Here is a 26,018-nt window from a genome sequence, read left to right as displayed (position 1 = left end):
AGAACCGAGATGCCGGGCAAGAAAATTCTGATGCTGGTCGGTGAATTCAGCGAAGAGTACGAGATTTTCGTTTTCGAGCAGGCCATGCACGCGGTCGGCCATACGGTGCATGTCGTATGTCCGGGCAAGAAGGCGGGCGAGATGATCAAGACTTCGCTGCACGACTTCGAGGGGCATCAAACCTATACCGAGAAGCTAGGTCACGACTATTACGTGAACAAGACTTTTTCCGAAGTGAACCCGGCTGACTATGACGCAGTATATTGCGCCGGCGGCCGCGGTCCGGAATATATCCGCATCGATAAGGGCGTGCAGAAGATCGTCCGCCACTTCCACGAGACCGGAAAGCCGATCTTTACCATCTGCCACGGCGCGCAGGTTCTGATAGCGGTCGATGGCGTGGTGCGCGGCAGGGAGGTCGCGGCGCTTCAATATTGCGAGCCGGAGGTCACGCTGGCCGGCGGCATCTATATCGACGTTGCGCCCGATGGCGCCCATGTCGACGGTAACCTCGTATCGGCCAAGGGCTGGCCGGGCCTTGCCGCCTTCATGCGTGAATGCCTGAAGGTGCTCGGGACCGAAATCGCCCATGGCGAAATCATGATGCGCGAGACGCGGCAGGCTGCCGAATAGATTAATTCAGGCGCCTCCGAAACCCGGAAGTTCGGGTGACCTGCCAGCCACCCGAACGCCAAGCGTCAATTCGAGGGCGCTTCGCGCGGGAAACGGCCGGCGCCGCCATACGGGAAAAGGCGGAGCTTGCCGTCTTCAAGCTTGGCCGTGAACACATAGCCGTTGTTGACGGGACGCAAATCGGAGGCGGTCGGATCCTGTCCGTAAAACATTTGCGGACGGACGGGCATGCCGACCGAAAACTTGTTTACTGCGTAAGTGTCACCCCTGGGGGAGAGCACCACGGCGGTTGCCGAGACTGCGGTGGCGATAACCGCCGCGGCGGCCAAAGACGATACGATTGTTTTCTTCATTTTCTTTCGTTGGCCGAAGCCAATCTCACTTGTTGCTGCGTTGCAGCATGCAAGTATGGTGCGTCGCACAATTTAGCAAATGAGAAATTTTTAGCTGCCCGATAAGAATTCCTCATCGGCTCGGAGGAATGCGCCCAACGGCGATGCCAGCAGCAACTCCCTATCAGCAAAAGGTTGGCCAGGCCTCACCTTACGCAGTTGTCATGGACTTTCCGCCTCCTCGCGTCGGCGAACCATCTCCGCGATCCAGGCCGGTGCGTAGGGCGACGTGCAGCCAGGCGATGCCGGGTAGTCGATGAGGACGGCGAGCCGCTCGCCAATCCCGATTGCTCTGCTGCGATGTTCCGGATGATGGATGCCGATCTCGCGAGGCATGATGCTTCCTCAGCATGTTCCTTTTCGCTCGCTTGAACCGAGGGGCTTGCACGCCTCTCCGGCCAGCAATCCACCATAGCGGCCTATTCCGGACGTTGGCAAAAGCCTGCTCATCGGCAGGGAGACGTTGCCCGAACCTCAGAATTTGCTCATGCCGCTCGCTCGCCGCCCATGCTAACTTGAAAGCCTCACTCATGCACGACGGCAAGGCGATGGCTGGAAACGCGGAAAACCATGGCGGACTGGGCCGGAGCCGTTGGAGGATAGCGGCTTGGGCCTTTGCGGCGCTCATACTGCTGCTGCCCTTGTTGGCGATGCAGGTCACCGATCAAGTGGACTGGGATGTGGCCGATTTCGCTATCTTCGGCGCCATGCTGGTCGGCGCTGGCGGCGCCTACGAGCTGGCAGCGAGGATGACGGGCAATGGCGCGTACCGAGCCGCCGTCGGCGTTGCGATTGCGGCAGCATTCATCCTCGTCTGGATGAACCTTGCCGTTGGAATTATCGGGAACGAGGATAACCCCATCAACTTTATGTATGGCGGAGTGCTCGCCGTCGGGATCATCGGCGCGATCATCGCGCGCTGCCAGCCGCATGGAATGGCGCGCGCGCTATTCGCGACGGCGATCGCTCAGGCGCTGGTCGCAGCCATCGCGCTGATCGCCGGTATGCAGCATGCCAGCTACAGCTCCGTCTCGGAAATAGTGGCCTTGAACGGATTCTTCGTCGCGCTGTTTCTCGGATCGGCTTGGTTGTTTCGGAAAGCTGCAAGGGAGCAAACGCCGGCTGGCGCAGGCCTGGAGGGTTGACCTGCAACGTCGCCCAACTGCGGGACATCAGGCCGACAGCGCTAACCTATCCGCGCCCTGTCCGGCCGGTCACCCCGGCGCGTGCGCCTCGCGAAACGATACGAGCTTGCGCCGGCTCTCGTCCCACAGCACGAGCTTCACGCAGCGCAGGCTGTCGGCAATAGTGATGCGTCCGACATCGCGCAATTCCGGATAGTCCCTAAGCACTTCTGGAAGCCGGTAGTGCGGCACCTTGCTGGACAGATGATGCACGTGGTGGATACCGATGTTGCCGGTGAGCCACCTCAAAATGCCTGGCAAATCGTAGTGCGAGGAGCCGTGCAATGCAGCTTCCTGGAACTCCCATTCGTTGCCTTCGGCCCAGTGGGTGTCCTCGAACTGGTGCTGGACGTAGAACAGCCACACGCCGACGGCGCCCGCGATGATGACGATGGGCAGGTGGACCAACAGGAACGGGACGATGCCAACCAGCCATATCAGCCCGGCTGCGATCGTGGCGATTGCCAGATTGGTCGCCATGGTCGACATCCAGGGCGTGAGGCCTGACCGCATCATGCCGAACGGGAGCCGCTGCTGAATCAGGAAGAGCCAGGCGGGCCCGATGCCGAACATGACGCCCGGGTGCCGGTAGAGCCGGTAGCGAAGCTTGCCCCAGCGCGACAGCGCCTGGTATTCGGCGACCGTCAGCGTGGTGATGTCGCCGACGCCGCGCTCGTCGAGATTTCCAGCCGAGGCGTGGTGGGCCGCGTGCGCCCGCCGCCAGTAATCGTACGGGGTTAGCGTCAGCACTCCGATCGCGCGGCCGATCCAGTCGTCGGTGTGGCGATGGGCGAAGAACGATCCATGGCCGCAATCATGCTGGATCATGAACAGGCGGACGAGGAAGCCGGCGGCCGGAATGGTAAGCACCAGCCCCCACCAATGACTATATTCGACCGCCGCCCAGGAAAGCGCCCAGAGCGCCGCGAACGGAATGACGGTGACCGCGAGTTCGAAGGCGCTGCGCAACCGGTCCGGCTTGCGATAGCGTGCGAGGATTTTGAGCCAGGCGCGTTCGGCCGTGCCGGTTGAAAGATTGGGGGGCATCATGTTCATCGCGGACCATAAGCGTGCCTTTGAGGCTGGTGCAAGGCGGAAAGCCGACGAATTGTGGGGATGGCCTGCGGCAGATCGTCAGGAGCGGCCGTTCGACTTGCTCTTGCCTGCCTTGGATGCCTTCTCGGCATCATCCAGGCGGTCCAACAGATCGCGCAGGTTTTTCGGTATGTCGGGCTTGACGGCGAATGACGAAAAGGACCGGACATACCTCCTCATGGGTTCGCCGCGAAGCTGCCGCCGGATCTCCGGCGATAGATTGTCCAATCGATGTTCGGTGTCGCGGGTCATCATTCCAGGGCCGATTTTTGTTTTACTTCGAAACTCCCTGCGCAAAGCAAAGGTTCCTGCATTGGTCGCCGGTTGCAAGCGCAACCCGCCGACACGGTAAAGTTTTAATTAATTTTTACATGATCGGGTGAGCGATTTCGGCCGCTGTCGAGGATAGCGGCCGGGATTGCGTAATCGGCGAAGGGGGGACTCCCTGTCAGGGCGGCGGATGTCCCTTGCCCCTTGATTTTTGGCACCCGAAGCTCGATATCGGGCGCAACTTCCAAACCTTTCCGAATGACGGGATGTGGCGATGAGCGACCAGATAAAAGACGAACGCGCGCCTGACGAGAACGAAGCGGCAGAAGCGGCGTCCGAGACCAATGATGGGAGTGTCGATGGCGATTACGAAGCGCTTGTGCGGCTCCTGAAGGAAAACGAGGATCTCAAGGACCGCGCTCTTCGGGCCGCCGCCGAGATGGAGAATCTGCGTCGCCGCACGGCCCGCGAATTGCAGGACGCACGCGCCTATTCAGCCGCCAATTTCGCGCGCGACATGCTGTCGGTTTCCGACAATCTGCGCCGTGCGCTTGACGCCATTCCGGCCGAAGCGAAGGCTGCGGGCGACGCCGGCTTTAAAACGTTGATCGAAGGCGTCGAAATGACCGAACGGGCCATGCTTGCCGCGCTGGAGCGCCATGGCGTCAGGAAATTGCAGCCGGAAGGCGAGAAGTTCGATCCGAATTTTCACCAAGCCATGTTCGAGGTAAACAATCCCGACGTTCCGGCCAACACGGTCGTCCAGGTCGTGCAGCCGGGCTATTCCATCGGCGAGCGCGTCCTGCGTCCGGCCATGGTCGGCGTCGCCAAGGGCGGCCCGAAGCATGCGGCAAACGAAGCGCCGCCTGAGCCGGGCCCGGTCAACGAACAGGCCGAGAAGGATGCGTGAAGCAAGCGATTAGCGAATAGGGAGTAGCGAATAGGGAATTGGAGGGTAATGTAAGCCACCACGGCCTGCGTTTCCCTTGTCGCTATTCGCTGCTGCTTATCGCTCGCTTCATGAATCCAATCCTGCTTCTCGACTATGCCGGCATCGCCGTGTTCGCAGCCACCGGCGCGCTCGCCGCATCGCGCAAGCAGCTCGACATTATCGGCTTCCTGTTCTTGGCCAGCATCACCGGCATCGGAGGGGGCACGCTCCGCGACATTATCCTCGACGTGCCGGTGTATTGGGTCGACCACCACGCCTATGTGCTCGTCTGCGCCGCGGTCGCGGTCGTCGTGTTTTTTACCGCCCATTTCGTCGAATCGCGCTATCGGCTGCTGCTCTGGCTCGACGCCCTGGGTCTCGCCGCCTACTCCGTCATGGGCGCGGCAAAGGGGCTGGCGATCACCGGTTCGCCGACCGTTGCGATCATCATGGGCATGCTGACGGCGACCTTCGGCGGCATATTGCGCGATCTGCTTGCAGGCGAGCCTTCAGTCTTGCTGCGCCCGGAAATCTACGTGACCGCGGCCGTGACGGGCGCCGCGGTCTTCACAGGCGCCGACCTCATCGGATTTCCAACCGTCGCCTCTGCCCTGATCGCCTTCGCGGCGGCCTTTATCGTACGTGGCGGCGCGCTGAAATTCGGCTGGTCGTTTCCGGCCTATCGCAGCCGACCGGGAAGGAACCCGGACGATATTCCCTGACTATTTCCGCCATGCCTTGAGCACCGCCTTTGGCGCCTGCATGGCGAAGGCGCGCTCGAGCCGGAGCGCAAGTTCGGCGGTCGCGATGGCATGGATGCGCACGAGGACCGCCGGCCAGCCCTTGTAGTGGCTGGTCTCGAAATAGATTTCCGGCGCCGCGGCGATCAGCAGTTCCTTTTCCTCCAGCGGGCACATCAGCACCACGGTATCCGGATCCTTGACCCGGCAGAGCGATTTGCCACGCACCTTCAACGAGGGGGTGTTGAACCAGGTGCTTTGCGTAATTTCGGGCAGATACCCGGCTGCCTGGACCAGCTTCGCGAAAGCGGGAGCAAGCTCGACCTCGGTAAATTGCGGATTATGCCGCGAAACGGTGCGTCTCCCCGCCATAATAGCTGATGTAGCGCTGGCCGATCTCCCGGACCGGCATGACAACGAAGACGTCGACCGTATCGAATTCGTGGTCGACGACGCAGCCGTCGCCCACTTTCGCGCCGACCCGCAGATAACCCTTGATCAGCGGCGGCAAGGCCATGGCCGCCGATCTGATATTGATCGCCTCGGCGGGCATCAAATCCATGCTGCGGTAGCGTTCGGGCACCGCCCGCACGTCGAATTCGGTGCTCGTCCGGCAGTGATGCGCCAGATAGGAAAGCGCCTCGGCGTGGGCAGCTGGAACTGTTCCGTGAAACGAGGCGCACCCGGCCATGACGCCGATCTGGTAATGGCTGATATAGGCCCAGATGCCCTGCCAGAGCAGTTCTATCGTGCGCTTCGAGCGATATTGCGGCAGCACGCAGGACCGGCCGAGCTCCAGGAACCGTTGGCCGGGATGGCGCGCAATGAGCTTGCCGAACTCGAATTCCCCGTCCGAGTAGAAGCCGCCGGCGGCCAGCGCCTTCTCCTGCCGCAACAAGCGGTAGGTGCCGACGATGCGGCGGTGTTCGGGGCCGGGAAGCGCGGTGTCGAAGACCAGGAGATGATCGCAGGCCGCGTCGAACCGGTCGGCGTCGAGGCGCTGAGGCGACGATGCCTCCCGCGTCGCGCCGAGTTCGTCGAAGAAGATGCGGTAGCGCACTTCCTGCGCCGCAGCGATTTCGGCTTCGTTGCGCGCAAGCCGCACCTGCAGAGTGCCGATGCGGCCGAGAATCGAGGCCGCGAGACCCGTATCCGGGTGATGTGGCGGGGCGATGCCGCTGTTGGCGCCTCGGAAACCGTCCAGCTCTGGCAATGCTGTCTGCACGGGCGAATCTCCTTCGAGCCATCCCTTTGCCGCGGAATTAGCGGGGCTATGCAACAGGATTGTGACCTTAGGCGACCAGCGGATTGGCTGCAACAGCCGGCTAAAGACTTACGCCGCGGCCTGTTCCTCGACCGCTTCCACCAGCGCTTCCGGGTCGAGCGGCTTTGTGACGAAGCCACTGGCGCCGTGGGCCAGAACCGCATGGCGGGTCTTTTCCTGGTTGTCGGCCGACAGCACCATGATCGGTACCGGCGCGACGCCCATCTCCTCCTCGTGGCGGCGGATCACGGCAATCGCGTCGAGACCGTCCATGACCGGCATGTGCAGGTCCATCAGCACGACGTCGTAGCGGTGTTTCGGGCCCGCACCGGTCACGGCCTCCACCGCGGCCTTGCCGTTCCCGACGATCTCGACCCTGTGGCCGGCCTTCTGCAGCGTGGCTCGCGCCAGCATGGCGTTGATGTCGTTGTCTTCGGCGATCAGGATCGACAGTCCGAGCGGTTTGGCGTTCCGCGCCGGGAGCGAAGAAGCCTTGGAGGCCGCCGTTTGGGCCTGCGCGGCCGGCGCGGCGCCCGCAAGCAACACGCGAAGCAGGGTTTCGCCTCTGACAGGACGGGCCAGGAAAGTCGCGTAGCCGCTTGCGCGGAACTCGCCCAGCATGCCGCGGTCGGTTGGCGCGATCAGCGTGATGGCTTCGCCGGCCGTGAAGCCAGCCTGTCGAAGGCGCTTGAGCACCCGGCCGTCGCCCGCCTCGAGCGCTGCGTCGACGAGCAGCGCATCGCAACGGCCTGCAAGCGCCGTCGTCTGCTCAACCGTGGCGGCGATATCCACCGTGCCGCCATGGGCGCGTACGGTGCACGCGATCGCCTTGGCCTCCACCGCATTTCTGGAGAGGATGACCGCATGATGTCCGCTGAGCACCGCGCCGCGCGCCTGCTGCGATTCAGTTGCCGCTGCCGCCGGAATTTCGAAAGTGAACTCCGACCCGGCGCCATATTCGCTGGCGACCGAAATCGATCCGCCCATGGATTTGACGATGCGTTTCGAGATGGCGAGCCCGAGGCCTGCGCCGCCATGCGCGCGCGTCGACGTTCCGTCCGCTTGCTCGAATTCCTCGAATATGCGCTCGATGTCGGTTTCCCGCAGACCGGGTCCGGTGTCGGCGACGTTAAAGCGGATCATGCCGGAACGGCCGGCACCTGAACGGGTGACGGTGACCAGCACGCCGCCGGCATCGGTGAACTTTATGGCATTGCCGATGAGATTGAGCAGCACTTGCCGGACGCGCCCCGGATCGGCGGTGATCATATGCGGCACGTCGGGCGCGACATGGCATCCGAGGCCGATATTCTTGGCGAAGGCGCGCGCCGCGAGAAGCTCGACCACGTTTTCGGTCAGTTCGCGCGGCGACATGGGCTGGGGCTCGGGCTCGAACCGCCCGGCTTCGATCTTCGAATAGTCGAGCAGGTCCTCGATCAGCGCCAGAAGCGCACTGGCCGACGTCGAGACCGCGCCGACATAGGTGCGCTGCTCGGGCGACAGGTTCGTATCCGCCAGGAGCCTGGCCATCCCCATGATACCGTTCATCGGCGTGCGGATCTCGTGGCTCACGGTCGCCAGGAAGCGGGACTTGGCCTGGCTTGCAAATTCAGCGCGCTCGCGGGCGTTGATCAGGGCCGTCTCGGCGCGCTTGCGCGCGGTGATGTCGCGCGCGATCGCCCGGTGCGACACGCTCTTGCTGGCTTTGTCGCGCACCGACAGCTCGATCCATGAAAACCAGCGCGTTCCTCCGGGAGCCTGGATCGCCACGTCGGTCGAACTCAGGCATTCACCGTCGGAAAACGCGGCGTCGGGCACGATGCCGACCTCGATGCCGAGTTCCGACAGCGCCTGCCCATAAAGATCGCGGGCATCCGCGCCGATGAGTTCGGCGAACACCTTGTTGGCGTAGACGATGCGCCCTTCGCGATCGCGGTGCACGACAAGGTCACCGAGCGCATCGATGAGGCCGTGGAAGCGCTCTTCGCTTTCCTGCAGCTCCCACATCTGGTCGGCGAGGGTTTCGATCTCGGCGCGGCTCCGCGCCACCCGCTCGTCGATGATCGAGGCGGTTTCCCTTTCCGCCCTGAAGCTGCGAAGCAGCACCAACAGCCCGGCGGCAGCGGTGGCGAGCAGGCACACGCTGATGAAGACCGGCGCGCCGGTCAGCCTCGCTATCCCGGCCAGCATCACGACGGCGATGAGCGTCGCATAGGCGAACGGGCGAAACCGCTTCGGCGGAAGCTCGGGCGCAAGCGGCGGCGCGGCAATGTGGCTGCGCGCAGGCGCCGCCGGCCCCCCGCCGGAAGCGTGGCTCGCCTCCCGTACCCGCCTGTCTTCGCCCAATACCGCCGTCATGAGCAATTCATTGGCAGATATTGCTTAGGGAAGCTTTTGGCCGATCGTTCGAATTTTAGCGGTATGCCGCGAAGGCGCGTCTGATCACGGCAGCACCCGTTTCGCACACTTCCGGTTGAGGCAGAGCTGGATTTGTGGAAGGTGGAACCATGCAGACAAAAAATCGGCTCCGTGCCCCTTCGATTCTCCGGTCTTTCCTCGATAGCGAAGCGTCAGGCGGGCTGACGCTGATGTTTGTCGCCGCCCTGGCGCTGCTGATCGCCAATTCGCCGCTGGCTCCGCTCTATTTCGACGTGCTGCACCGCTATGTGCTTGGCCTGTCCGTGCTGCATTGGATCAACGACGCGCTGATGGCGGTGTTCTTCCTGCTTGTCGGGCTCGAGATAAAGCGCGAATTCCTGGACGGGCAGCTTGCGACCTGGTCGCGCCGCGTCCTGCCTGGCATAGCGGCGCTCGGCGGCATGGTCGTGCCCGCTGCGATCTTCATCGCATTGACCTGGGGCGATCCGGAGCGGCTGCGCGGCTGGGCGATACCGTCGGCGACCGACATCGCGTTTGCGCTCGGCGTGCTGTCGCTGCTCGGTCCGCGCGTGCCCATCTCTCTGAAAATATTCCTGACGGCGCTGGCCATCCTGGACGATCTTGGCGCTGTGCTGATCATCGCGGTCTTTTACACGGCCGACCTCTCGCCGCTGATGCTCGGTCTTGCGGCCGCGGTGCTGCTGGTGCTGGCGGCCCTCAACAGGGCCGGCGTCAAGCATCTTGCGCCCTACCTTGCCCTCGGCGCATTGCTCTGGTTCTTCGTGCTGAAGTCGGGCATCCATGCTACGCTTGCGGGCGTCGCGCTGGCGCTCTTCATCCCGCTGAAAGTCTCGGCCGGCGACCACCCGGAATCGCCGCTGCACCGGCTCGAGCACACGCTCCAGCCGTGGGTCGCGTTCGCGATCGTTCCGATCTTCGGTTTCGCCAATGCCGGCGTATCCTTCGCCGGCCTCACCTTCGCCAAGCTGGCGGAACCGGTGCCGCTTGGCATCGCGCTCGGCCTTTTCGCCGGCAAGCAGGTTGGCGTGTTCGGCTTTGCCTGGCTCGCGGTCCGGCTGAAGCTTGCCGACATGCCGCGGTATGCTTCGTGGGCTCATCTCTATGGCGTGGCGGTGCTTTGCGGCATCGGCTTCACGATGAGCTTGTTTATCGGGCTGCTCGCCTTCCCTTATTCGGAGCAACTCCAGAACGAGACCAAGTTCGGCGTGCTTTTGGGCTCGACGGCCGCCGGGCTCGTAGGCTGGCTGATCCTGCGCCTGACCACGGCCGATTTTCCCAAGCAGCGCTGACGATCCGCCACGGCTCACATCTCGACGACGACGCGGCCCCGGACAGTTCCGTCCATGATCCGGTGAGCGGCGTCGATGATGCCGTCGAAGCCGATCGTGGTCGACAGCGCCGCGAGCTTGGCGTGGTCAAGTTCGGTGGCAATGCGCCGCCAGGCTTCGAGGCGGAGTTCCCTTGGCGCCATCACCGAGTCGATGCCGAGCAGCGACACGCCGCGCAGGATGAAGGGGGCGACGCTGCCGGGCAGGTCCATGCCCTGCGCAAGACCGCAGGCTGCGACCGCGCCGCCGTAGCTCGTCATCGACAGCACATTGGCCAGTGTGTGGCTGCCGACCGCGTCGACGCCGCCGGCCCAGCGCTCCTTTGCGAGCGGCTTGGCCGGCCCGGAAAGCTCGTCGCGCGAGATGATCTCAGTCGCGCCCAGGTCGCGCAAATAGCTTTCCTCCTCGGTTCGGCCGGTCGAGGCGACGATATGATAGCCGAGCCTGGAAAGGATTGAGATCGCCACCGAGCCGACGCCGCCGGCAGCCCCGGTCACCACGACCGATCCACGTTTGGGCATTATCCCGTGGTGTTCCAGCGCCATGACACAGAGCATTGCGGTATAGCCGGCGGTGCCGACCGCCATGGCGTCGCGCGGACTCATGCCCTCGGGGAGCGGCACCAGCCACTCGCCCTTGACGCGGGCCCGCTCGGCGTAGGCGCCATGATGGGTTTCGCCGACGCCCCAGCCGTTGAGGATGACCTTGTCGCCCTTCTTCCATTCGGGATGGGAGGACGCCAGCACCGTGCCGGCGAAATCTATGCCCGGAACCAGCGGAAAACGCCGGATGACAGGCGCCTTGCCGGTTATCGCCAGCCCGTCCTTGTAGTTGACGGTGGTCGCTTCGACGGCGACGGTCACGTCGCCTTCCATCAGGTCGGCCTCGCTGATTTCCGTTACCGCGACGGACTGTTTCTTGTCTTCGCCGCGTGAAACGAGGATGGCTTTGAAGGTATCGGGCATTCTGTCCTCGCTCGTTCTCTCTTGATCGATAGCAAGTTTGCGGTCGCGCTCCGGCAAAATCAATCGCCCGAAGGCTCCTCCGGCTTCTCGCTTCGCCAGTTCAGGAACTCGTCCAGCACCACGACGAACGCTCCGACCGAAATGAAGGCGTCGGCGAGGTTGAACACGGCGAACGACCAGACCGGAGTGTGGAAAAAAATGTAGTCGATGACATGGCCGTACACGGCGCGGTCGATGAGATTGCCGATCGCGCCACCGATGATCAGGCAAAAGCCGATGCGCGCCATGACCTGGTTGGGCTCAGTCCGCCTCGCCAGGAACAGCACGAAGGCGATGACGGCGAGCGACATAACCATCAGGCCCTTGTCGCCGACCCAGGAGAACATGGAGAAGGCGACGCCGGTATTATAGGTGCGGTAGAGCGCGAGAAAGGGCAGGACGTCGACCTGTTCGTGCAAAGCGAGCCCGGCTTCCACCAGCCGCTTTACCCACTGGTCGAGCACGATTGTTCCCGCGACGAGGCCGCCATAGGCTGCAAGCGATCTGTAATTCACCGCGCATCCTCCGCGCCCAGCTTCAGCGCGCCACGCCGTATCTCGAACAGCATGACGCCGGTCGCGACCGCCAGGTTGAGCAGAATCGGCGCGCCCGGCCTGCGGGATGAGCAAGAGCTTGTCGCAGGTATTGGCGAGTTCGTCCGGAAGGCCCTGCTGCTCGTTGCCCATCAGGAGCACGATCGGGCGTCCCGAATAGTCGATCGAACGGTAGTCGACCGCGCCCTTCAGATGCGTGCCGGCGACGAGGCCGGAAAATCCCTTGCGCCAGCCGAGAAACGCTTCCGTGGTGGCGCGCGCCACCGGCACGGCGAAGATCGAGCCCATGGTCGCCCGTACGGTCTCGACCGCGAACGGGTCGGTGGTTTCGCCGACGAGGATGACGCCTCTCGCGCCAACCGCGTCGACGGTGCGGATCACCGTGCCGAGATTGCCCGGGTCGCGCACCCGGTCGAGCGCCACCCAGACGTCGCCGTCCTTCGGCTGAATGTCCTTCAGCGGCATCAGGCGCTGCGCGAAGACGCCGACGACCATTTGCGGGTTGTCGCGGCGGGTGATCGCAGTCAGCACTTTCTCGGAAACCTCCAGCACCGTGCCGCCGGCGGCGACGGTGCGCGCCGCGACCTTCTCGATAGCGGCATTGCCGCGCCCGGCCTTGGCGAAGACCAGCGTCTTGATCGACCAGCCGAGATCTAGCGCGTCGATCACCAGCTTCAGTCCTTCCGCCATGAAGGCATGCTGCTGGTCGCGGAATTTCTTCAGCGCCAGCGCCTTGATATCCTTGATCAGCGGGTTGGCGAGGCTGGTGACCTCCTTGACCTGGCCTGGCGCACCGTGGCGATGTTCACTCATGCAGCTGTTCTCTTTAGTTGCCGCATGATCTTGTCCGAAAACCGGCTTCCACTTTTCGCTGTCGCGGACCGTTGGTTCGGGATCATGCGGCGATCCAACGCGAAAACAGCGAGGTCGAAAGCGCCCGGCCGGCGGCCTTTTCGCGGATGACCAGTTCGCCGGATTCGACGGTTCCGCCCATGCCGGCGAAAGTGTCGCGCATCAGCGTGTGGATCGAAAAGAACGAGGCGCGGATCGAATAGGCGGTGAGCACCACCGCCAGCGGCTTCGGAGTCAGGATCGCGCGGCAGATGTCGGCCAGCGCCGGCAGATCCTCGAAAAGTTGCCAGACCTCGCCCTTAGGCCCGCGGCCATAGGCCGGCGGATCGAACAGTATGATGTCGTAGCCATTGCCGCGCCGCTCCTCGCGCTCGGCAAATTTCATGGCGTCGTCTACGATCCAGCGGATCGGCTTGTCGGAAAGCCGGGCCACCTGCTGGTTTTCGCGAGCCCAGCCGATCGCCTTCTTCGAAGCGTCGACATGGGTCACTTCCGCACCGGCGCGGGCGGCGACCAGCGACGCCAGCCCGGTATAGCCGAACAGGTTGAGCACCTTTACCGGGCGTTTCGCATCCCGGATCAGTCCGGCCATGTGGTCCCAGTGCGAGGCCTGTTCGGGAAAGACTCCGACATGGCGGAACGAGGTGAAGCGGCCGAGATAGTCGATGCCGTCATGCCGCATCGGCCAGGTTTCGCCGAGCGGCGTCTTGGGAAAACGCCAGCGGCCCATGCCTTCCTCGTCGGTGTCGCCGGTGAAGATCGCGTCCGCCTGCTGCCATTCGCGGGCCGGCAGCGCCTTTTGCCAGATCGCCTGACCTTCGGGCCGGACGATGCGGTAGGGGCCGTACTGTTCGAGTTTCTCGCCGCCGCCGCTGTCGATCAGTGCATAATCGGCATTGGGCGCGACTTCGAGGATGACCGGCAGTCTTTCGGCCGGCAACGCGCCTTCGCGGCGGCGGAGCACGCGCGGCCCGGCTGCGGGTTCGTTGGCCTTCGGCGCCGGGCGCGGCTCGGCACGCTGGACCGCCGTCGCGGCGGGCTTCGGCCGTTCGCGCTCCGGGCGTCTCTCGCGGCGTTTGTCACGCGAAGGTTTCAAGAAGAGGCGTCTCCCGGCGGCATCGGGCCGCTTTTGGCACAGCGCATCCGGCGGCGCAACAAAGGCTAGTCTTTGCGCCGGATCGAGACGAGCGTCAGCGCGACCATGATGAAGCCGACAAGCTTGATCGCCGCGACCGCCATGTGACTGCTGCTGCTCTTCTGTGTAAAGAAAGTAAACTGTCCCTGGCACACACCGCTCCATTGCCACGCTGCGTTTCCGCCCTGGCTATTGTTAGAGCCTTCGACCCTTCGATGAACTCAGGGCTTCAGGAGCCGGGAAGCGGGGCGCATGGCCTTGCCTACCGAAACTGAAATACGTGGCGCAGCTTCCGCGCCCCGCCGGTGTCTGTCGCCCCGGTCGACCGGTCACGCGCCCCGCTCCATGTTCTTTCCATGGACAATGACGCGCGGATGATCCGCCTTCCGTTCACGAAGCATTGACGCTTCGCTCGGAATGCCGGCCCGTCGGACGCCCTCAGGCCCGTGGGAACCGAATCCACGGGGAGAGGTCACCGCCACCCTACCGATCCCCGGTCCGGAACCGGTTCCCGCAAGGGCGATGCCACGGATTATGCGGGTGGGGCAGGATGTGTGGATAAAAGGTTCTTTTGCAGAATCGCCAAGCAATTGAAATCGCTGCGAAGAATCTTCGGCAGCGGCGAAAACCAGCCAGGATCGGACTGGTTTTATCCACACTTCGTGAGTGGGCGTCTTTGCCGCTTTCGAGGGTCGCGTTCTTTACCGCCGGAGCACTGCCGCGATGATACGGCATGGATCCTAGGGCGAAGCAGGAGCGAAGCGACGTAGCGGAGACCCTAGGATCCATGCCGGAACGCCGAAAGCGGTGGACGAGGCGTAGGAAAGCGCTGAGCGTGGCGGTTCGGGAGCCAGGCCGCCGGGTTGGGCCCTGGTTTGTCATCGCCCTGTACACCGCTATTCCCGCCGCCAGATCCTCCAGCGCCGCGCCGACCGACTTGAACAGCGTGATCTCGTCCGCGGTCTCGCGGCCCTTTTTCTCGCCGCGCGTCAGTTCGTGCAGGTCGGCGACGATCGCGTCCTTCGACAGAACGCCAGAAGCCAGCGGCTGGACGATGTCGCCTGCCTCCTTGGTCGCGCCGGCGCGAGTGTCGACGTAGACCCGAGCGCGGCGGATCGCCTCATCGTCGCTTTCGCGCATCATTGGCGTGAAGCCGCCGACCAGATCGACATGCGCGCCGGGTTTCAGCACGGCGCCCTTGATGAGCGGAGTTGTCGAGATGGTAGCCGAGGAGACGATGTCGGCCTCGCCGAGCGCGGCGTCGAGATCGTCGGCGGCCTGCGCGGGAAAGCCTTCGGCACGAAGTTCGGCCGCGACTTTCTCGGCGTTGGCGTGCGTGCGGTTCCAGATTTTTATCTGGCGGATGGGGCAAACCGCCGAATGCGCCCTGGCCAAGAAGGGCGACAGTGCGCCAGCCCCGACGACCAGCAGCTTCGAGGCATCCTCGCGGGCGAGATAGCTGGCGGCGAGCGCCGAGGCGCAAGCGGTGCGCCATTGCGTCAGCCGCTGGCCGTCGATCAGCGCCTGCGGTTCACCGGTAATCCCGTCGAGCAGCAGGTAAAGCCCCATCACGGCCGGTTTCTGGATGACGTTGTTGTCCGGTGAGACTGTGACGATCTTGACGCCGATATGGCCGCCAGCTTCGCTTGCGGTGTTGAAATCGGTCCAGGCCGGCATCAGGAGCAGCGTCGAGGCCGCGCCGGTAGGCCGCTCTATCGTGTGATGGTGCCGCACCGGCTGCACCGCGCCTTCGCGAAACGCTGTCCGCAGCGTCTCGACCAGTCCCGGAAAAGTCAGCGCCCGGTCGACCTGGCCGGCCGAAATTGTCAGCATTTTTTTGTCCTTGTCTCGGTTTCTCCGGAAAAGGTTGAGGCGCTCAAAGGGTCGGCTTGGGCAGGGAGGGCGAATCGCGCTCGGGCCGTGGCGCCGCCTCGCGCAGCAGCTCGGCTTCCCGCGCGCGCTGCCGCGCCAGCTTGCGGTAACGTCCCTGCCGGAACCATGTCGCAACGCTGCCGATGATCATGCCGAGCGCCAGCGCGGCAAACAGAAGGAAAAACAGCGGCAGTTGCACTGTCAGCGCCGGATTGCCGGGGTTGAACGGGTCGAGCGTGAAGGCGGCCGGCGCACGATTGGCCACTGCCAGCGCGATCAGGATGATCGCGATCGGAACCACGACGGCGACGAGCAGGATACGATTGAGCATATGTTTTCCCGGAAAGGCCCATCCGCAGCCAAACGCTGCGGATTTGACAGATCATTTTTGCGCGTTGAGCCTCTCGCGCAGTTCCTTGCCGGTCTTGAAGAAGGGCACCCACTTCTCCTCGACCTCGACCGAATCCCCGGTGCGCGGATTGCGGCCGGTGCGGGCCGGCCGGTTCTTGACCGAGAACGCGCCGAAACCGCGCAGTTCGACGCGGTTGCCGTCCGCAAGCGCATCGGTGATCTCGTCGAATATGGCGCTGACAATGTTTTCGACATCCCGCAGGAAAAGGTGCGGATTGCGTGCGGCAATGATCTGCACGAGTTCTGATTTGATCATGAGCGCGTCCCTCGCAAATGGTTTCTATGCAAACTGTACGCGGATGATTTTATTTGCTTTTTCGTTCCTCCGCGCGCGTTTTCAAGGGTGCCAGACCGACACCAGCCCGTCAAGGAACAAGCGATCGGCGCCGATCTCGCGTACGAATTCGGCGCCATAACCGGGCATGCCGAGCGCCCGGCCGGCCATTTCGGCCAGCGAACTGCCCAAAAAGAACACCGAATCGTCCTCGTCGGGTTCCCACTCGATCACCCGCAAGTCCGGCTGCACGCCTTTCGTGGTCAGCCAGTCGGTGGCCGCTTGTTCGCCGCCCAGGCTGTCGACCAGCTTTCTTTCGAGCGCCTGTCGGCCGGTGAACACCGAGCCATCGGCGAGCGCCTGCGCTTCCGGGCGCGATAGCGGGCGGCGCTCCGCGACTATCCCGACGAACCAGTCGTAGCTGTCGAGGATCATGGCCCGGATCATCGCCCGCTCCTCCTCCGTCGTCGGACTGAACGGCGACGGTTCGGCCTTGAGCGGCGACGACTTCACCTCTTCCAGCTTGATGCCGACCTTGTCCATCAGCCCGGTCACGTCCGGAAACTGCACCAGGACGCCGATCGAGCCGACGATCGACGATTTGCGGGCGACGATATGGTCGGATGCGCTGGCGATCATGTAGCCGGCGGAAGCGGCCAGCGTGCCGACCTGGGCGACTACCGGCTTCTCGGCTGCCAGCAGACGCACGGCGTCGAAGATCGCCTCGCCGCCGGCGGTCGTGCCGCCCGGCGAATCGATCGACAGGATAACGCCCTTGACGGAGGCCGATTTGCGGACGTCCTCGAGGAGGTCGAGAAGGTCCTGGTCCTCCGTGATGGTGCCTTCGATCTCGACCTTGGCGATGTGGTCGACCGCCGTTCCGCCGAAATCGTCGCCATAGATCCAGGCGGAGGCGGCCACGATGGCGACCGCCGCGATCGCGAGCGCGGCGATGCGCCAGAAGGTCAGCTTGCGCCGCAAACGGCGGCGGTCGATCAGGTCGTCGACTCTGTGTGCCATGGTTTCGTCTCGCATTTGATGTAGCCGTCGGTTCTAGAGGAAGCAGCCGACGAGAGCTACCGCTTTTCGGATTCCATCCTGCACGTAAAGGGCTGACAATTCATCCAAATATAACCATATTGGGGTGCAAGTCGCAGGCATCGGGCGGTGGCCGGTTTTTCTGCGCCAGGCTTGGACAAGGGTTACGGAACATCTTTTGCGGCGGATGGCGCCAAATGCGCGGTCCGCCGATATGGTGGCGGAAGCGGCGCAGCCATAATTTCGCGATTTTCAGAGGCTTGATCCAGCATTCGCATGTCGGGGATCTTGCAATGACGGCTAAGCCCGGCATCAAGCCGGAAAGAAAAAGGCATTGATCTTGGCGGGATCCGCAAAGACGAGCAGCGACAGGGAAGCTATCGGCACCGCAGCGACCGGCGCGTCCCGCGAAGCCTTCCTGCGCGCGCAAAGGCACTCGCGCACCGTCCGCCTGCTCAAGACCGCGCTGCCGCTGCTTGCGGTCATCATGGCGGCCGTTTTTTTCGGATACTCCTATCTCATGACTCCCGCGGCGGTGGCTATGAAGACCGACGGGTCGGCGATCTCGGACGGCAAGCTGGTCATGGCCAATCCGAAGCTCAACGGCTTCACCAAGGACAATCGCCCCTATTCGATGACGGCGCTGCGCGCCATCCAGGATTTTCAGAACGAAGGCATCGTCCAGCTTGAGGGCATCAGCGCCAAGCTGCCGGTCGACGCCGAAAACTGGGCGACGTTCGGCGCGGAAAGCGGCGTCTACGACCGCGACAAGAACACGCTCGACATCAACAGCGAACTGACGGTAACCACCGCGGACGGCATGACGGCCAAGCTCAAATCGGCTTCGCTCGATATTGGCGGCGGCGGCATGACGACCGGCGATCCGGTCGACATCAGGATGGACGGCGCGACGATCACGTCCGACACGATGGCGATTCGCGAGAACGGCAAGGTTCTGGTATTCGAGAAGCGCGTCCGCATGGACATCGATCCGCAGCGGTTGAAGGCGGCACAACAGGCAAATGGAGACCCGGATGTGGTCAATTGATTTTCGGACGCTGGCAGCAGCGGCGCTCGGTCTCCTTGCGCTGACGGCGGCGCCTGGCGTGCTTTCGGCCCAGGAAAGCACCGCGACAAGGCTGGGGCTCGAGATGTCGGGCGACGAGCCGATCCAGATCGAAAGCGACAAGCTGGAGGTCCGCGAATCCGAGAACATCGCCATTTTCAGCGGCAATGTCAGCGTCACCCAGGGGCCGACGCTCCTGAAATCGGGGAAGATGACGGTCTACTACGCCAAGGACGGCGGCTCGGCAGCGACCGGTTCGGCCAATATCGACCGGCTGGAGGTCGAGGACAAGGTTTACGTCAAGTCCGACAAGCAGGTCGCAACCGGCGATCGTGGCACGTTCGACATGAAGACCGAGGTGCTGGTGCTCTCGGGCAAGGAAGTGGTGCTGTCGGAAGGTCCCAACGTGCTGGTCGGCTGCAAGCTGACTGTGCAGATGAAGACCGGCGAGGCGCAGGTCGACGGCTGCAAGACGGGCGAGAGCGGCAAAGGCCGGGTCATGATGTCCATCACGCCCGGATCGCAGCAGCCCGGATCGCAGACCACCGGATCCCAGAACCCGTAATGCAGCACAGCATGTCCCTGATTTCGCGCATGTCTGGCCGGCTGCAGCCGAAGCCGGCGCCGCCGACGCTGCGTCCCGATGCCGACAAGTTCAAAGGCACCTTGATCGCCCACGGCCTGTCCAAGAGCTACAAGGGCAGGCAGGTGGTGAACGGCGTGTCGATCGGCGTCAGGTCCGGCGAGGCGGTCGGGCTGCTCGGACCCAACGGCGCCGGCAAGACGACGTGCTTCTACATGGTCACCGGGCTGGTGCCGGTGGACCAGGGCAAGATCGAGATCGACGGCTTCGACGTGACGTCGATGCCGATGTACCGCCGCGCCCGCCTCGGCGTCGGCTACCTGCCCCAGGAAGCGTCGATCTTCCGCGGCCTGACCGTTGAAAACAATATCCGCGCCGTCCTCGAAGTCGTCGAGAAGAGCCGCAAGGAGCGCGAGCGCAGCCTCGATGCGCTGCTCGAGGAATTCCATATCTCGCATCTGCGCAAATCGCCGTCCATGGCGCTGTCGGGCGGCGAGCGCCGACGCCTCGAAATCGCCCGCGCACTGGCCACCCGCCCCAGCTACATGCTGCTCGACGAGCCTTTCGCCGGCATCGACCCGATCGCCGTCGCCGACATCCAGCAACTGGTGCGTCACCTCACCACGCGCGGCATCGGCGTGCTGGTCACGGACCACAATGTCCGCGAGACGCTCGGCCTGATCGACCGCGCCTACATCATCCATGACGGCGAGATCCTGAAGCATGGCTCCGCCGCCGATATCGTCGCCGATCCCGATGTACGGCGGCTTTACCTCGGCGAAGGCTTTACCCTCTAGGCGTGCATTTAACGCGCCATTTCGACGAATCCGGTGCGAAAACGCCGCGTTTTTGCCTGCGTAACGCTCCGGTAAGGCGCTTTTGCTAGCAGTTCCCTTGACAAGCAAAAGCCGGGCCAGTTGATAGGAGCCTGGTTCCTGCCGACGCCCCCGCGGCTTCGGCGCGTGGTTCGGGGCGTAAATTCGATCATGGCTCTTTCGGCCAAATTGCAGCTAAGACAATCGCAGTCGCTGGTGATGACGCCGCAGCTGATGCAGTCGATCAAGCTGCTGCAGATGACCCATGGCGAACTGGAGCGCTTCGTCGAGGAGGAGATCGAGCGCAATCCGCTGATCGAGCGCGCCGAATCGCGCGAGGATGCGGCCTCCGATCAGCCTCCGAAGACGGCGGATGCGGCCGAAGGGGAGTGGTACGCGGCCGACACTGCATGGAGCGCCGAGGCGATGGCTGAGAAGCTCGATTCGTCGCTTGAGAACGTCTTCCCTGACGATCCGGGAACCATCCAGAGGCTGGGCCCGGACCTCACGGCGCAATGGAAGTCGGTGGGCGCGGGCGCCGGCGGCTCGTCGGATGTCTTCGATATGGAGGACATGGCCGCAGCCGCCGTTACGCTACGCGACCATGTGGGCGAGCAGATCGCCTTCGCCTTCGTCGATCCGGCCCGGCGCCTGATCGCGCATGAGCTTGGCGATGCGCTCGACGACGCCGGCTATCTGCGTAGCGAGCCGGCCGAGGTTGCCGAACGCTTGGGCACGGACGAAGCGGCGATCGCCGACGTGCTGTCGGTCTGCCAGTCTTTCGACCCGGCCGGCATTTTCGCGCGCAGCCTGGCCGAATGCCTTGCCCTGCAGCTTGAGCGCCGCGACAGGTTCGACCCGGCGATGCGCGCGCTTGTGGCCAATCTCGAACTGCTCGCGCGGCGCGATTTCCAGACCCTGAAAAAAATCTGCGGCGTCGACGAGGAAGACCTGCTCGACATGATGGCTGAGATTCGCGCTCTCGATCCGAGGCCCGGGCTGGCTTTCGTCGGCGGCGTGGCGGACACGATCGTCGCCGACGTCGAGGTCCGCGCCGCCAGCGACGGCTCCTGGACCGTCGAGCTCAACCCGGAGACGCTGCCGCGTGTGCTCGTCGACCACATCTATTTCACGCAGGTTTCCGGCACCGCCCGGAAGCAGGCCGACAGGGATTTTCTCTCCGAGTGCCTGCAGAATGCCAACTGGCTGACGCGCAGCCTGGACCAGCGCGCAAGGACCATATTGAAGGTCGCTTCCGAGATCGTCCGCCAGCAGGATGCGTTCCTGCTTCACGGCGTGCGCCATCTGCGGCCGCTCAACCTGCGCACCGTCGCCGACGCCATCGGCATGCACAGAATCGACCGTAAGCCGCGTCACCGCCAACAAGTATATGCTGACCCCGCGCGGCGTGTTCGAATTGCGCTACTTCTTCACCGCGGCGATCGCCGCGGCAGGCGGCGGGGAGGCGCATTCGTCGGAAGCGGTGCGCGACCGCATCAGGCAGATGATCGATCAGGAGCAGCCGGTCGACGTGCTGTCCGACGACGCCATTGTGGATATCCTGAAGAAGGACGGCGTCGACATCGCCCGGCGCACGGTCGCCAAGTACCGGGAAGGAATGAACATTCCCTCGTCGGTCCAGCGCCGGCGCGAAAAGCGCGCCATGACCAGCGCCGGCCGGTAAAGCCGGAACCCGGTTTGGGCCCTGAACGTTGATTGACAAGCCGCAATGAAGTGACTAGAAGCCCGCCCGCATGGGACGGGCTGATGCCCGCGCGTAGATGACCCCGTCGGGAGACGGCCTGTGATTAACCAGAAAGTTCGGACCTAATATCGGCGGCTGAACCGCCGTTAAGCTTGTGCGCTCCGGCCACGGGTATAAACTCGAAAAAGTTGATGTCTGAGCAAGGAAGGTCGATTTTCATATGACCCTGCGCATATCGGGAAAACACATGGATATCGGCGATGCGTTCCGTTCGCGCATCGTGGCCCGCATCGGCGAAACGATCGAGAAATATTTCGATGGCGGATTTTCCGGACACGTAACGGTTGTGAAGTCCGGGTCACGCTACACCGCCGACTGCATGATTCATCTGGACAGCGGGGCGGCCTTGCAGGCCACCGGCGATGCCCAGGAGCCGACGGCGGCTTTCGAAGTCGCCGCCGATCGTTTCGAGAAGCGCCTCAGGCGCTATAAGCGCCGGCTCAAGTCGCACGGTCCGGGGGGCAATGGCGGCACAACCACCGACATCGCCTACACGATCATGGCGCCGATCTCGGACGACGAGGAGGAACTGCCAGCAGACTATGCGCCGGCCATCGTCGCCGAATCGACCATGGCGCTGAAGACCATGTCGGTCGCCTCCGCGGTCATCGAACTGGACACCAAAGACAGTCCGGTCATCGTGTTCCGCCATGCGGGCAACGACCACATCAATATCGTATACCGCCGGCCCGATGGAAATATCGGCTGGATCGACCCCTCGACAGCAAAAATCGCACAGGGATAAACGGCGTCTACCGGGCGACCGCGGGTGGGGGACCTGCGGCGGACGGGACGAGCAAAGGATTTTGGAATGGATCTCAGCGATCTGATCGAAGTGCCGGCCATACTGCCGGCTCTGAAGGCGAATTCGAAGAAGCAATTGTTGCAACTCATGGCCGAAAGGGCGGCCGCGATCACCGGGATTCCCGAACGCGAAGTGTTCGACACCATATTGCAGCGCGAGCGCCTCGGCTCGACCGGGGTCGGCAACGGCATCGCCATCCCGCACGGCAAGCTGGCAGGCGTCAAGCGGATCACCGGCGTGTTCGCCCGCCTCGATGCACCTGTCGACTTCGAGGCGCTGGACGATCAGCCCGTCGATCTGGTTTTCCTGCTTCTGGCGCCCGAAGGCGCGGGCGCGGATCATTTGAAGGCGCTGTCGCGCATCGCGCGCGTGCTGCGCGACGCCGAGACCGTCGCCAAGGTGCGCGGCACGAGGGACGCGGCGGCCATTCACGCGCTTCTGTCGGACACGCAGGCCTCTCACGCGGCCTGACTTCTTCTTTTGGAATAAATCGTTGGACGGGCGGCTCCAGGCCGCCCCGTTGTCGTTTGGGGTTACTGCCCGCTTTAGTGGATCGCGACCGGGATCAGGTCGTTTTCCAGGGCGCCGGCCAGCGCGCGGTCGCGCTCATCGGACAGCAGAATCGGCTGGCCGTTCGCTGCGAACAGCGCCCAAAGCGTCGTGTTTGGCGCAATTTCCGGCAGGCCGGGGAACTTGCCCCTCAATTCGTCGCTGCCGATTTCGCGCAGATACGCCACCGAGCCCTCGCCGAGATGTGCAAGATCGGCTTTCGAAACGGTGATTTGGCGTGTGCCTTGATATGCCATGTTAGCCTCCTGCTCGCGGGGCGTCCTTAACGACCAACCCGCCATAGAGCTGTTTGGTTCCGGCGAGAATTGTTTCAGTCTTTCACCGAAATGTTTATTTTCCGTACGAGCTTTTCCGGCTCGGGCCGGTCGAGGTCGATCGCCAGAAGCCCGTTCTTCAGTTCAGCCGTGATGACCCGCATGCCGTCGGCGAGAACGAAGGTCCGCTGGAATTGCCGCGCCGCTATTCCGCGATGCAGGAATTCGTGCTCGGTTTCGTCATTCTGCCGGCCGCGCACCACGAGCTGGTTCTCCTCGGTCGTGACCTCCAGGTTCTCGTCGCAGAAGCCGGCGACAGCCAGCGTTATGCGAAGTCTTTCACCTGACCCCTCGGCGTTCCGGATGCGCTCGATGTTGTAGGGGGGTAGCTGTCGCCTGTTTTCGCCAGGCGGCTCGAGCGTCTTTTCCATTGCGTCGAACCCAAGCAGAAGCGGGCTCGAAAAGGGCGTCATGCGGCTCATTTCCGTGTCCTCAAAGAGCGACCTCAAAAGGAAAAACCCGGATGGCATTTTTCCTGACGATGCTGATATGGTCCGCGCCGCAAACAAGTTCAAGTCTGCACGGCAGCATCAAGAGGAAACGAAATGCCCGCACCCCGCAAGATCATCATCGACACGGATCCCGGCCAGGACGACGCCGTTGCGATGCTCCTGGCGCTGGCGAGCCCGGAGCTCGAAATCCTCGGGATCACGGCGGTCGCGGGCAATGTTCCGCTGAAGCTGACCGAGAAGAACGCCCGCAAGATCTGCGAACTGGCCGGAAAGCCGGACACGAAGGTTTATGCCGGCGCCGTGCGTCCGCTGGTGCGTCCGCTGGTGACCGCCGAGGAGGTGCACGGCCAGAGCGGCCTCAACGGGCCCCAGCTCCCGGACCCCAGCATGAAACTGCAGGAGCAGCATGCCGTCGATTTCATCGTCGAGACGCTGATGCGGGAAGAAAGCGGCGCGGTGACGCTGTGCCCGCTCGGGCCGCTGACCAACATCGCGCTGGCGCTTATCCGCGAGCCGCAGATCGCGCCGCGCATCCGCGAGATCGTGCTGATGGGCGGCGGCTTCTTCGAAGGCGGCAATGTCACGCCAACCGCGGAATTCAACATCTATGTCGACCCGCACGCCGCCGATATCGTGCTGAAATCCGGCATCCCGATCGTGATGATGCCACTCGACGTCACCCACAAGGCGCTGACCACGGCAAAGCGCGTCGCGGCCTTCCGCGCGCTCGGCACGAAAGTCGGCATCGCAACCGCCGAGATGCTGGAATTCTTCGAGCGCTTCGACGAAGAGAAATACGGCACCGACGGCGGGCCGCTGCACGACCCGTGCGTCATCGCCTATCTGCTCAAGCCGGAATTCTTCAAGGGCCGCCGCTGCAACGTGACGGTCGAGACCAGTTCGGAACTGACCATGGGCATGACGGTTGCCGACTGGTGGGGCGTTACCAAGCGGGAAAAGAACGTCACCTACATGCGCGACATCGACCATGAGGGGTTTTTGCGCTGCTGGTGGAGCGGTTGGGGAGGCTGTAGCGGACCAGCGCAATGCCGCCGATCCGCTACACAGCACACGCCGAAACAGTGCTTGCCGAGCGCGAGATCGACAAAACGTGGGTGGAGAGAACGGTTCGCAATCCGGAATGGCGCGAGCCGAATCCCGGCGGCGACCTAGCGGTTGAACGCCGCTTTCGGTCAGTCCCGGAACGCGGCGGCCGCTTCCTGCGCGTTGTATGTGTGGAAACCGGACAGGAAATTCGTATACTGTCCGCATTTCTTGATCGCCGAGCGAGAAAGCCGCGATGACCTTGAAAGTGGAATACGACGCCGCCGCCAACGCGGCCTATATCCGATTTTCAACGGAGGCCGTTCTCGACAGCGAGGAGGTCGCCGAGGGCATCGTGCTGGACTACGACACGGACGGACGCATCGTCGGCATGGAAGTGCTTGATGCCCGCCAGCACCTGCCTCCGGCCGTGCTGGTCAAGGCAGCCTGATCTTATCGAGAATTTTGGCGTCGTTCAGCGAGAGCCGAGCACTGCCGATCGACCCCACCGCGCCTTCGGCGCGACCTCCCCGCAAGGGGGAGGTAAAGGAAGTCACTTCGCCCGCGAAAACGCCAGCCAGAGCCCGCCGCCGATCAAAAAACCGCCGCTGACGCGGGAGAGCAGTTTTACCCTCCGGGCCGACAGCGCCTTGCCGGCGCGGCCGGCGACGATGGCGTAGGCGGAGTCCGAAAACGCCGCGAAAACCAGCGCGGTGACGCCCATGATGACGATCTGCGGCATGTAGGCGAGGTTGTGGTCGATGAACTGCGGGATGAAGGCGCCGAAGAAGATCAGCGTCTTCGGGTTGCTGACGGCGACCAGGAGCCCCTGCAGGAAAAAGCCGCCGCGCGGCGCGACCGGCGCTTCGCCCTCGGCGAGCTTGCCGCTCGAACGGATCATCTGCCAGCCGATATAGATGAGGTAGGCGGCGCCAAGCAATCGCACCCATTCGAACCAGTGTCCCATCGCCTCGATCATCGAGTTGAGTCCGATGCCGACGATGGCGATCATCATGGCGATGCCGGCCTGGGTTCCGGCAACGTTGAGCAGGCCGGCACGCGTGCCGTGGCGCATGCTCGAGGCGATGACCAGGGTTACGGTCGGCCCGGGTACCAGGATGATGACAATGCAGGCGAGCGTGTAGGCGACATAGACTTCGAGCGACATCTTTTGCCCCTGATGGTTGCGAGTATCAGGGCTGCATTTTGCGGGGCGCTCGTCAAGGG

The 26,018-nt window shown here is 63.5% G+C and carries 27 protein-coding genes and 5 pseudogenes; 14 read left to right on the top strand and 18 right to left on the bottom strand.

Annotation, left to right across the window (positions count from 1 at the left end):
* Window positions 1–9 precede the first annotated feature (9 nt).
* A complete protein-coding gene (locus ACG873_RS27305; RefSeq protein ID WP_394888862.1) occupies window positions 10–633 on the top strand; it encodes a DJ-1/PfpI family protein in 624 nt (207 codons plus the stop codon).
* 65 nt (window positions 634–698) lie between these two features.
* On the opposite strand, the gene ACG873_RS27300 is transcribed toward ACG873_RS27305, so the two are convergent.
* On the bottom strand, window positions 699–986 hold the full coding sequence (locus ACG873_RS27300) for a hypothetical protein (RefSeq protein ID WP_394888861.1): 288 nt from the start codon (window positions 984–986) through the stop codon (window positions 699–701).
* 201 nt (window positions 987–1,187) lie between these two features.
* A complete protein-coding gene (locus tag ACG873_RS27295; RefSeq protein WP_394888860.1) occupies window positions 1,188–1,361 on the bottom strand; it encodes a hypothetical protein in 174 nt (57 codons plus the stop codon).
* A 194-nt stretch (window positions 1,362–1,555) separates the two neighbouring features.
* On the opposite strand from ACG873_RS27295, the gene ACG873_RS27290 reads away from it, so the two are divergent.
* Window positions 1,556–2,170, top strand: coding sequence for a hypothetical protein (locus ACG873_RS27290; protein WP_394888859.1), 615 nt, complete (start codon window positions 1,556–1,558; stop codon window positions 2,168–2,170).
* 69 nt (window positions 2,171–2,239) lie between these two features.
* Here ACG873_RS27290 and ACG873_RS27285 read toward each other — a convergent pair whose 3' ends face one another.
* Entirely contained in the window at window positions 2,240–3,265 is a 1,026-nt protein-coding gene (locus ACG873_RS27285) for a fatty acid desaturase (RefSeq protein WP_394888858.1), read from the bottom strand.
* 78 nt (window positions 3,266–3,343) lie between these two features.
* A complete protein-coding gene (locus ACG873_RS27280) occupies window positions 3,344–3,634 on the bottom strand; it encodes a hypothetical protein (protein WP_394888857.1) in 291 nt (96 codons plus the stop codon).
* 214 nt (window positions 3,635–3,848) lie between these two features.
* Here ACG873_RS27280 and grpE point away from each other — a divergent pair, with 214 nt between their 5' ends.
* Entirely contained in the window at window positions 3,849–4,484 is a 636-nt protein-coding gene (gene grpE / locus ACG873_RS27275; RefSeq protein ID WP_394888856.1) for a nucleotide exchange factor GrpE, read from the top strand.
* 110 nt (window positions 4,485–4,594) lie between these two features.
* Window positions 4,595–5,227, top strand: coding sequence for a trimeric intracellular cation channel family protein (locus tag ACG873_RS27270; protein WP_394888855.1), 633 nt, complete (start codon window positions 4,595–4,597; stop codon window positions 5,225–5,227).
* Here ACG873_RS27270 and ACG873_RS27265 read toward each other — a convergent pair whose 3' ends face one another.
* The 3 genes from ACG873_RS27265 to ACG873_RS27255 form a co-directional block, all read right to left on the bottom strand.
* On the bottom strand, window positions 5,228–5,617 hold the full coding sequence (locus ACG873_RS27265) for an MmcQ/YjbR family DNA-binding protein (RefSeq protein ID WP_394888854.1): 390 nt from the start codon (window positions 5,615–5,617) through the stop codon (window positions 5,228–5,230).
* Window positions 5,586–6,419: a GNAT family N-acetyltransferase gene (locus tag ACG873_RS27260; protein ID WP_394893738.1), complete on the bottom strand. Its 834-nt coding sequence runs from the start codon at window positions 6,417–6,419 to the stop codon at window positions 5,586–5,588. Before ACG873_RS27260 ends, ACG873_RS27265 begins: the two co-directional genes overlap by 32 nt.
* 159 nt (window positions 6,420–6,578) lie before the next feature.
* Window positions 6,579–8,867: an ATP-binding protein gene (locus ACG873_RS27255; RefSeq protein ID WP_394888853.1), complete on the bottom strand. Its 2,289-nt coding sequence runs from the start codon at window positions 8,865–8,867 to the stop codon at window positions 6,579–6,581.
* 149 nt (window positions 8,868–9,016) lie between these two features.
* Between ACG873_RS27255 and nhaA the strand changes: the two genes are divergently transcribed.
* Complete coding sequence (gene nhaA / locus ACG873_RS27250; protein ID WP_394888852.1) at window positions 9,017–10,198, top strand: Na+/H+ antiporter NhaA; 1,182 nt, start codon at window positions 9,017–9,019, stop codon at window positions 10,196–10,198.
* A gap of 14 nt (window positions 10,199–10,212) precedes the next feature.
* On the opposite strand, the gene ACG873_RS27245 is transcribed toward nhaA, so the two are convergent.
* From ACG873_RS27245 to sppA, 8 genes and pseudogenes are all read right to left on the bottom strand, one after another.
* Complete coding sequence (locus ACG873_RS27245) at window positions 10,213–11,202, bottom strand: MDR family oxidoreductase (protein WP_394888851.1); 990 nt, start codon at window positions 11,200–11,202, stop codon at window positions 10,213–10,215.
* Between the two features lie 59 nt (window positions 11,203–11,261).
* Window positions 11,262–11,672 (bottom strand): annotated as a pseudogene (lspA, locus tag ACG873_RS27240) (signal peptidase II); the annotation flags it as partial.
* 80 nt (window positions 11,673–11,752) lie between these two features.
* Window positions 11,753–12,608: pseudogene (locus ACG873_RS27235) on the bottom strand (TrmH family RNA methyltransferase).
* Window positions 12,609–12,690: 82 nt separating this feature from the next.
* On the bottom strand, window positions 12,691–13,743 hold the full coding sequence (locus tag ACG873_RS27230) for an RsmD family RNA methyltransferase (RefSeq protein WP_394888850.1): 1,053 nt from the start codon (window positions 13,741–13,743) through the stop codon (window positions 12,691–12,693).
* Between the two features lie 918 nt (window positions 13,744–14,661).
* Window positions 14,662–15,615, bottom strand: a pseudogene (locus ACG873_RS27225) (ornithine cyclodeaminase family protein); the annotation flags it as partial.
* Between the two features lie 43 nt (window positions 15,616–15,658).
* A complete protein-coding gene (locus ACG873_RS27220; protein WP_394888849.1) occupies window positions 15,659–15,985 on the bottom strand; it encodes a lipopolysaccharide assembly protein LapA domain-containing protein in 327 nt (108 codons plus the stop codon).
* A gap of 51 nt (window positions 15,986–16,036) precedes the next feature.
* Complete coding sequence (locus ACG873_RS27215; protein ID WP_394888848.1) at window positions 16,037–16,321, bottom strand: integration host factor subunit beta; 285 nt, start codon at window positions 16,319–16,321, stop codon at window positions 16,037–16,039.
* Between the two features lie 81 nt (window positions 16,322–16,402).
* Window positions 16,403–17,359 (bottom strand): signal peptide peptidase SppA, encoded by a 957-nt coding sequence (gene sppA / locus ACG873_RS27210; protein ID WP_394888847.1) that lies wholly within the window; start codon window positions 17,357–17,359, stop codon window positions 16,403–16,405.
* A gap of 355 nt (window positions 17,360–17,714) precedes the next feature.
* Here sppA and lptC point away from each other — a divergent pair, with 355 nt between their 5' ends.
* The 6 genes and pseudogenes from lptC (at window position 17,715) to ptsN (ending at window position 22,882) form a co-directional block, all read left to right on the top strand.
* Window positions 17,715–18,425, top strand: a complete 711-nt coding sequence (gene lptC / locus ACG873_RS27205) for an LPS export ABC transporter periplasmic protein LptC (RefSeq protein WP_394893736.1) — start codon at window positions 17,715–17,717, stop codon at window positions 18,423–18,425.
* Window positions 18,412–19,008, top strand: a complete 597-nt coding sequence (locus ACG873_RS27200) for an LptA/OstA family protein (protein ID WP_394888846.1) — start codon at window positions 18,412–18,414, stop codon at window positions 19,006–19,008. Before lptC ends, ACG873_RS27200 begins: the two co-directional genes overlap by 14 nt.
* Complete coding sequence (lptB, locus tag ACG873_RS27195) at window positions 19,008–19,823, top strand: LPS export ABC transporter ATP-binding protein (RefSeq protein WP_394888845.1); 816 nt, start codon at window positions 19,008–19,010, stop codon at window positions 19,821–19,823. The genes ACG873_RS27200 and lptB overlap by 1 nt, the downstream gene beginning before the upstream one ends.
* 189 nt (window positions 19,824–20,012) lie before the next feature.
* A pseudogene (rpoN, locus tag ACG873_RS27190) lies at window positions 20,013–21,525 on the top strand (RNA polymerase factor sigma-54).
* 241 nt (window positions 21,526–21,766) lie between these two features.
* Entirely contained in the window at window positions 21,767–22,351 is a 585-nt protein-coding gene (hpf, locus tag ACG873_RS27185; protein ID WP_394888844.1) for a ribosome hibernation-promoting factor, HPF/YfiA family, read from the top strand.
* 66 nt (window positions 22,352–22,417) lie between these two features.
* Window positions 22,418–22,882 carry a PTS IIA-like nitrogen regulatory protein PtsN gene (gene ptsN / locus ACG873_RS27180; RefSeq protein WP_394888843.1) on the top strand — a complete coding sequence of 155 codons (465 nt, stop codon included), beginning with the start codon at window positions 22,418–22,420 and terminating at the stop codon, window positions 22,880–22,882.
* Window positions 22,883–22,956: 74 nt separating this feature from the next.
* Here the strand turns inward: ptsN and ACG873_RS27175 are convergent, their stop codons facing one another.
* Window positions 22,957–23,217, bottom strand: a complete 261-nt coding sequence (locus tag ACG873_RS27175; RefSeq protein ID WP_394888842.1) for a DUF1150 family protein — start codon at window positions 23,215–23,217, stop codon at window positions 22,957–22,959.
* Window positions 23,218–23,291: 74 nt separating this feature from the next.
* Window positions 23,292–23,717 carry an Hsp20 family protein gene (locus ACG873_RS27170; RefSeq protein ID WP_394888841.1) on the bottom strand — a complete coding sequence of 142 codons (426 nt, stop codon included), beginning with the start codon at window positions 23,715–23,717 and terminating at the stop codon, window positions 23,292–23,294.
* Window positions 23,718–23,840: 123 nt separating this feature from the next.
* Here ACG873_RS27170 and ACG873_RS27165 point away from each other — a divergent pair.
* From ACG873_RS27165 to ACG873_RS27155, 3 genes and pseudogenes are all read left to right on the top strand, one after another.
* Window positions 23,841–24,781 (top strand): annotated as a pseudogene (locus ACG873_RS27165) (nucleoside hydrolase).
* A 12-nt stretch (window positions 24,782–24,793) separates the two neighbouring features.
* Complete coding sequence (locus ACG873_RS27160; protein ID WP_394888840.1) at window positions 24,794–25,051, top strand: DUF4258 domain-containing protein; 258 nt, start codon at window positions 24,794–24,796, stop codon at window positions 25,049–25,051.
* Window positions 25,048–25,242: a DUF2283 domain-containing protein gene (locus ACG873_RS27155; protein ID WP_394888839.1), complete on the top strand. Its 195-nt coding sequence runs from the start codon at window positions 25,048–25,050 to the stop codon at window positions 25,240–25,242. The genes ACG873_RS27160 and ACG873_RS27155 overlap by 4 nt, the downstream gene beginning before the upstream one ends.
* Window positions 25,243–25,344: 102 nt before the next feature.
* On the opposite strand, the gene ACG873_RS27150 is transcribed toward ACG873_RS27155, so the two are convergent.
* Window positions 25,345–25,959 (bottom strand): LysE family translocator, encoded by a 615-nt coding sequence (locus ACG873_RS27150; protein ID WP_394888838.1) that lies wholly within the window; start codon window positions 25,957–25,959, stop codon window positions 25,345–25,347.
* Window positions 25,960–26,018: the final 59 nt, after the last annotated feature.

This window comes from Allomesorhizobium aridi (genome assembly GCF_043769475.1).
GTDB lineage: Bacteria > Pseudomonadota > Alphaproteobacteria > Rhizobiales > Rhizobiaceae > Allomesorhizobium.
The sequence above is the reverse complement of the archived record's forward strand: the minus strand, read 5'-3'. Positions and strand labels throughout refer to the sequence as shown.

Bases quoted from the DNA above. Each gene is read 5' to 3' on its own strand.
- ACG873_RS27285 (WP_394888858.1), bottom strand. From the start codon at position 3,265: ATGAACATGATGCCCCCCAATCTTTCAACCGGCACGGCCGAACGCGCC.
- ACG873_RS27290 (WP_394888859.1), top strand. From the start codon at position 1,556: ATGCACGACGGCAAGGCGATGGCTGGAAACGCGGAAAACCATGGCGGA.
- ACG873_RS27255 (WP_394888853.1), bottom strand. From the start codon at position 8,867: ATGACGGCGGTATTGGGCGAAGACAGGCGGGTACGGGAGGCGAGCCAC.
- ACG873_RS27215 (WP_394888848.1), bottom strand. From the start codon at position 16,321: ATGATCAAATCAGAACTCGTGCAGATCATTGCCGCACGCAATCCGCAC.
- ACG873_RS27175 (WP_394888842.1), bottom strand. From the start codon at position 23,217: ATGGCATATCAAGGCACACGCCAAATCACCGTTTCGAAAGCCGATCTT.
- lptB (WP_394888845.1), top strand. From the start codon at position 19,008: ATGCAGCACAGCATGTCCCTGATTTCGCGCATGTCTGGCCGGCTGCAG.
- ACG873_RS27200 (WP_394888846.1), top strand. From the start codon at position 18,412: ATGTGGTCAATTGATTTTCGGACGCTGGCAGCAGCGGCGCTCGGTCTC.
- sppA (WP_394888847.1), bottom strand. From the start codon at position 17,359: ATGGCACACAGAGTCGACGACCTGATCGACCGCCGCCGTTTGCGGCGC.
- ACG873_RS27170 (WP_394888841.1), bottom strand. From the start codon at position 23,717: ATGAGCCGCATGACGCCCTTTTCGAGCCCGCTTCTGCTTGGGTTCGAC.
- ACG873_RS27155 (WP_394888839.1), top strand. From the start codon at position 25,048: ATGACCTTGAAAGTGGAATACGACGCCGCCGCCAACGCGGCCTATATC.
- ACG873_RS27220 (WP_394888849.1), bottom strand. From the start codon at position 15,985: ATGCTCAATCGTATCCTGCTCGTCGCCGTCGTGGTTCCGATCGCGATC.
- hpf (WP_394888844.1), top strand. From the start codon at position 21,767: ATGACCCTGCGCATATCGGGAAAACACATGGATATCGGCGATGCGTTC.
- ptsN (WP_394888843.1), top strand. From the start codon at position 22,418: ATGGATCTCAGCGATCTGATCGAAGTGCCGGCCATACTGCCGGCTCTG.
- ACG873_RS27245 (WP_394888851.1), bottom strand. From the start codon at position 11,202: ATGCCCGATACCTTCAAAGCCATCCTCGTTTCACGCGGCGAAGACAAG.
- ACG873_RS27150 (WP_394888838.1), bottom strand. From the start codon at position 25,959: ATGTCGCTCGAAGTCTATGTCGCCTACACGCTCGCCTGCATTGTCATC.
- ACG873_RS27265 (WP_394888854.1), bottom strand. From the start codon at position 5,617: ATGGCGGGGAGACGCACCGTTTCGCGGCATAATCCGCAATTTACCGAG.
- ACG873_RS27295 (WP_394888860.1), bottom strand. From the start codon at position 1,361: ATGCCTCGCGAGATCGGCATCCATCATCCGGAACATCGCAGCAGAGCA.
- grpE (WP_394888856.1), top strand. From the start codon at position 3,849: ATGAGCGACCAGATAAAAGACGAACGCGCGCCTGACGAGAACGAAGCG.
- ACG873_RS27270 (WP_394888855.1), top strand. From the start codon at position 4,595: ATGAATCCAATCCTGCTTCTCGACTATGCCGGCATCGCCGTGTTCGCA.
- ACG873_RS27300 (WP_394888861.1), bottom strand. From the start codon at position 986: ATGAAGAAAACAATCGTATCGTCTTTGGCCGCCGCGGCGGTTATCGCC.
- ACG873_RS27160 (WP_394888840.1), top strand. From the start codon at position 24,794: ATGCCGCCGATCCGCTACACAGCACACGCCGAAACAGTGCTTGCCGAG.
- ACG873_RS27305 (WP_394888862.1), top strand. From the start codon at position 10: ATGCCGGGCAAGAAAATTCTGATGCTGGTCGGTGAATTCAGCGAAGAG.
- nhaA (WP_394888852.1), top strand. From the start codon at position 9,017: ATGCAGACAAAAAATCGGCTCCGTGCCCCTTCGATTCTCCGGTCTTTC.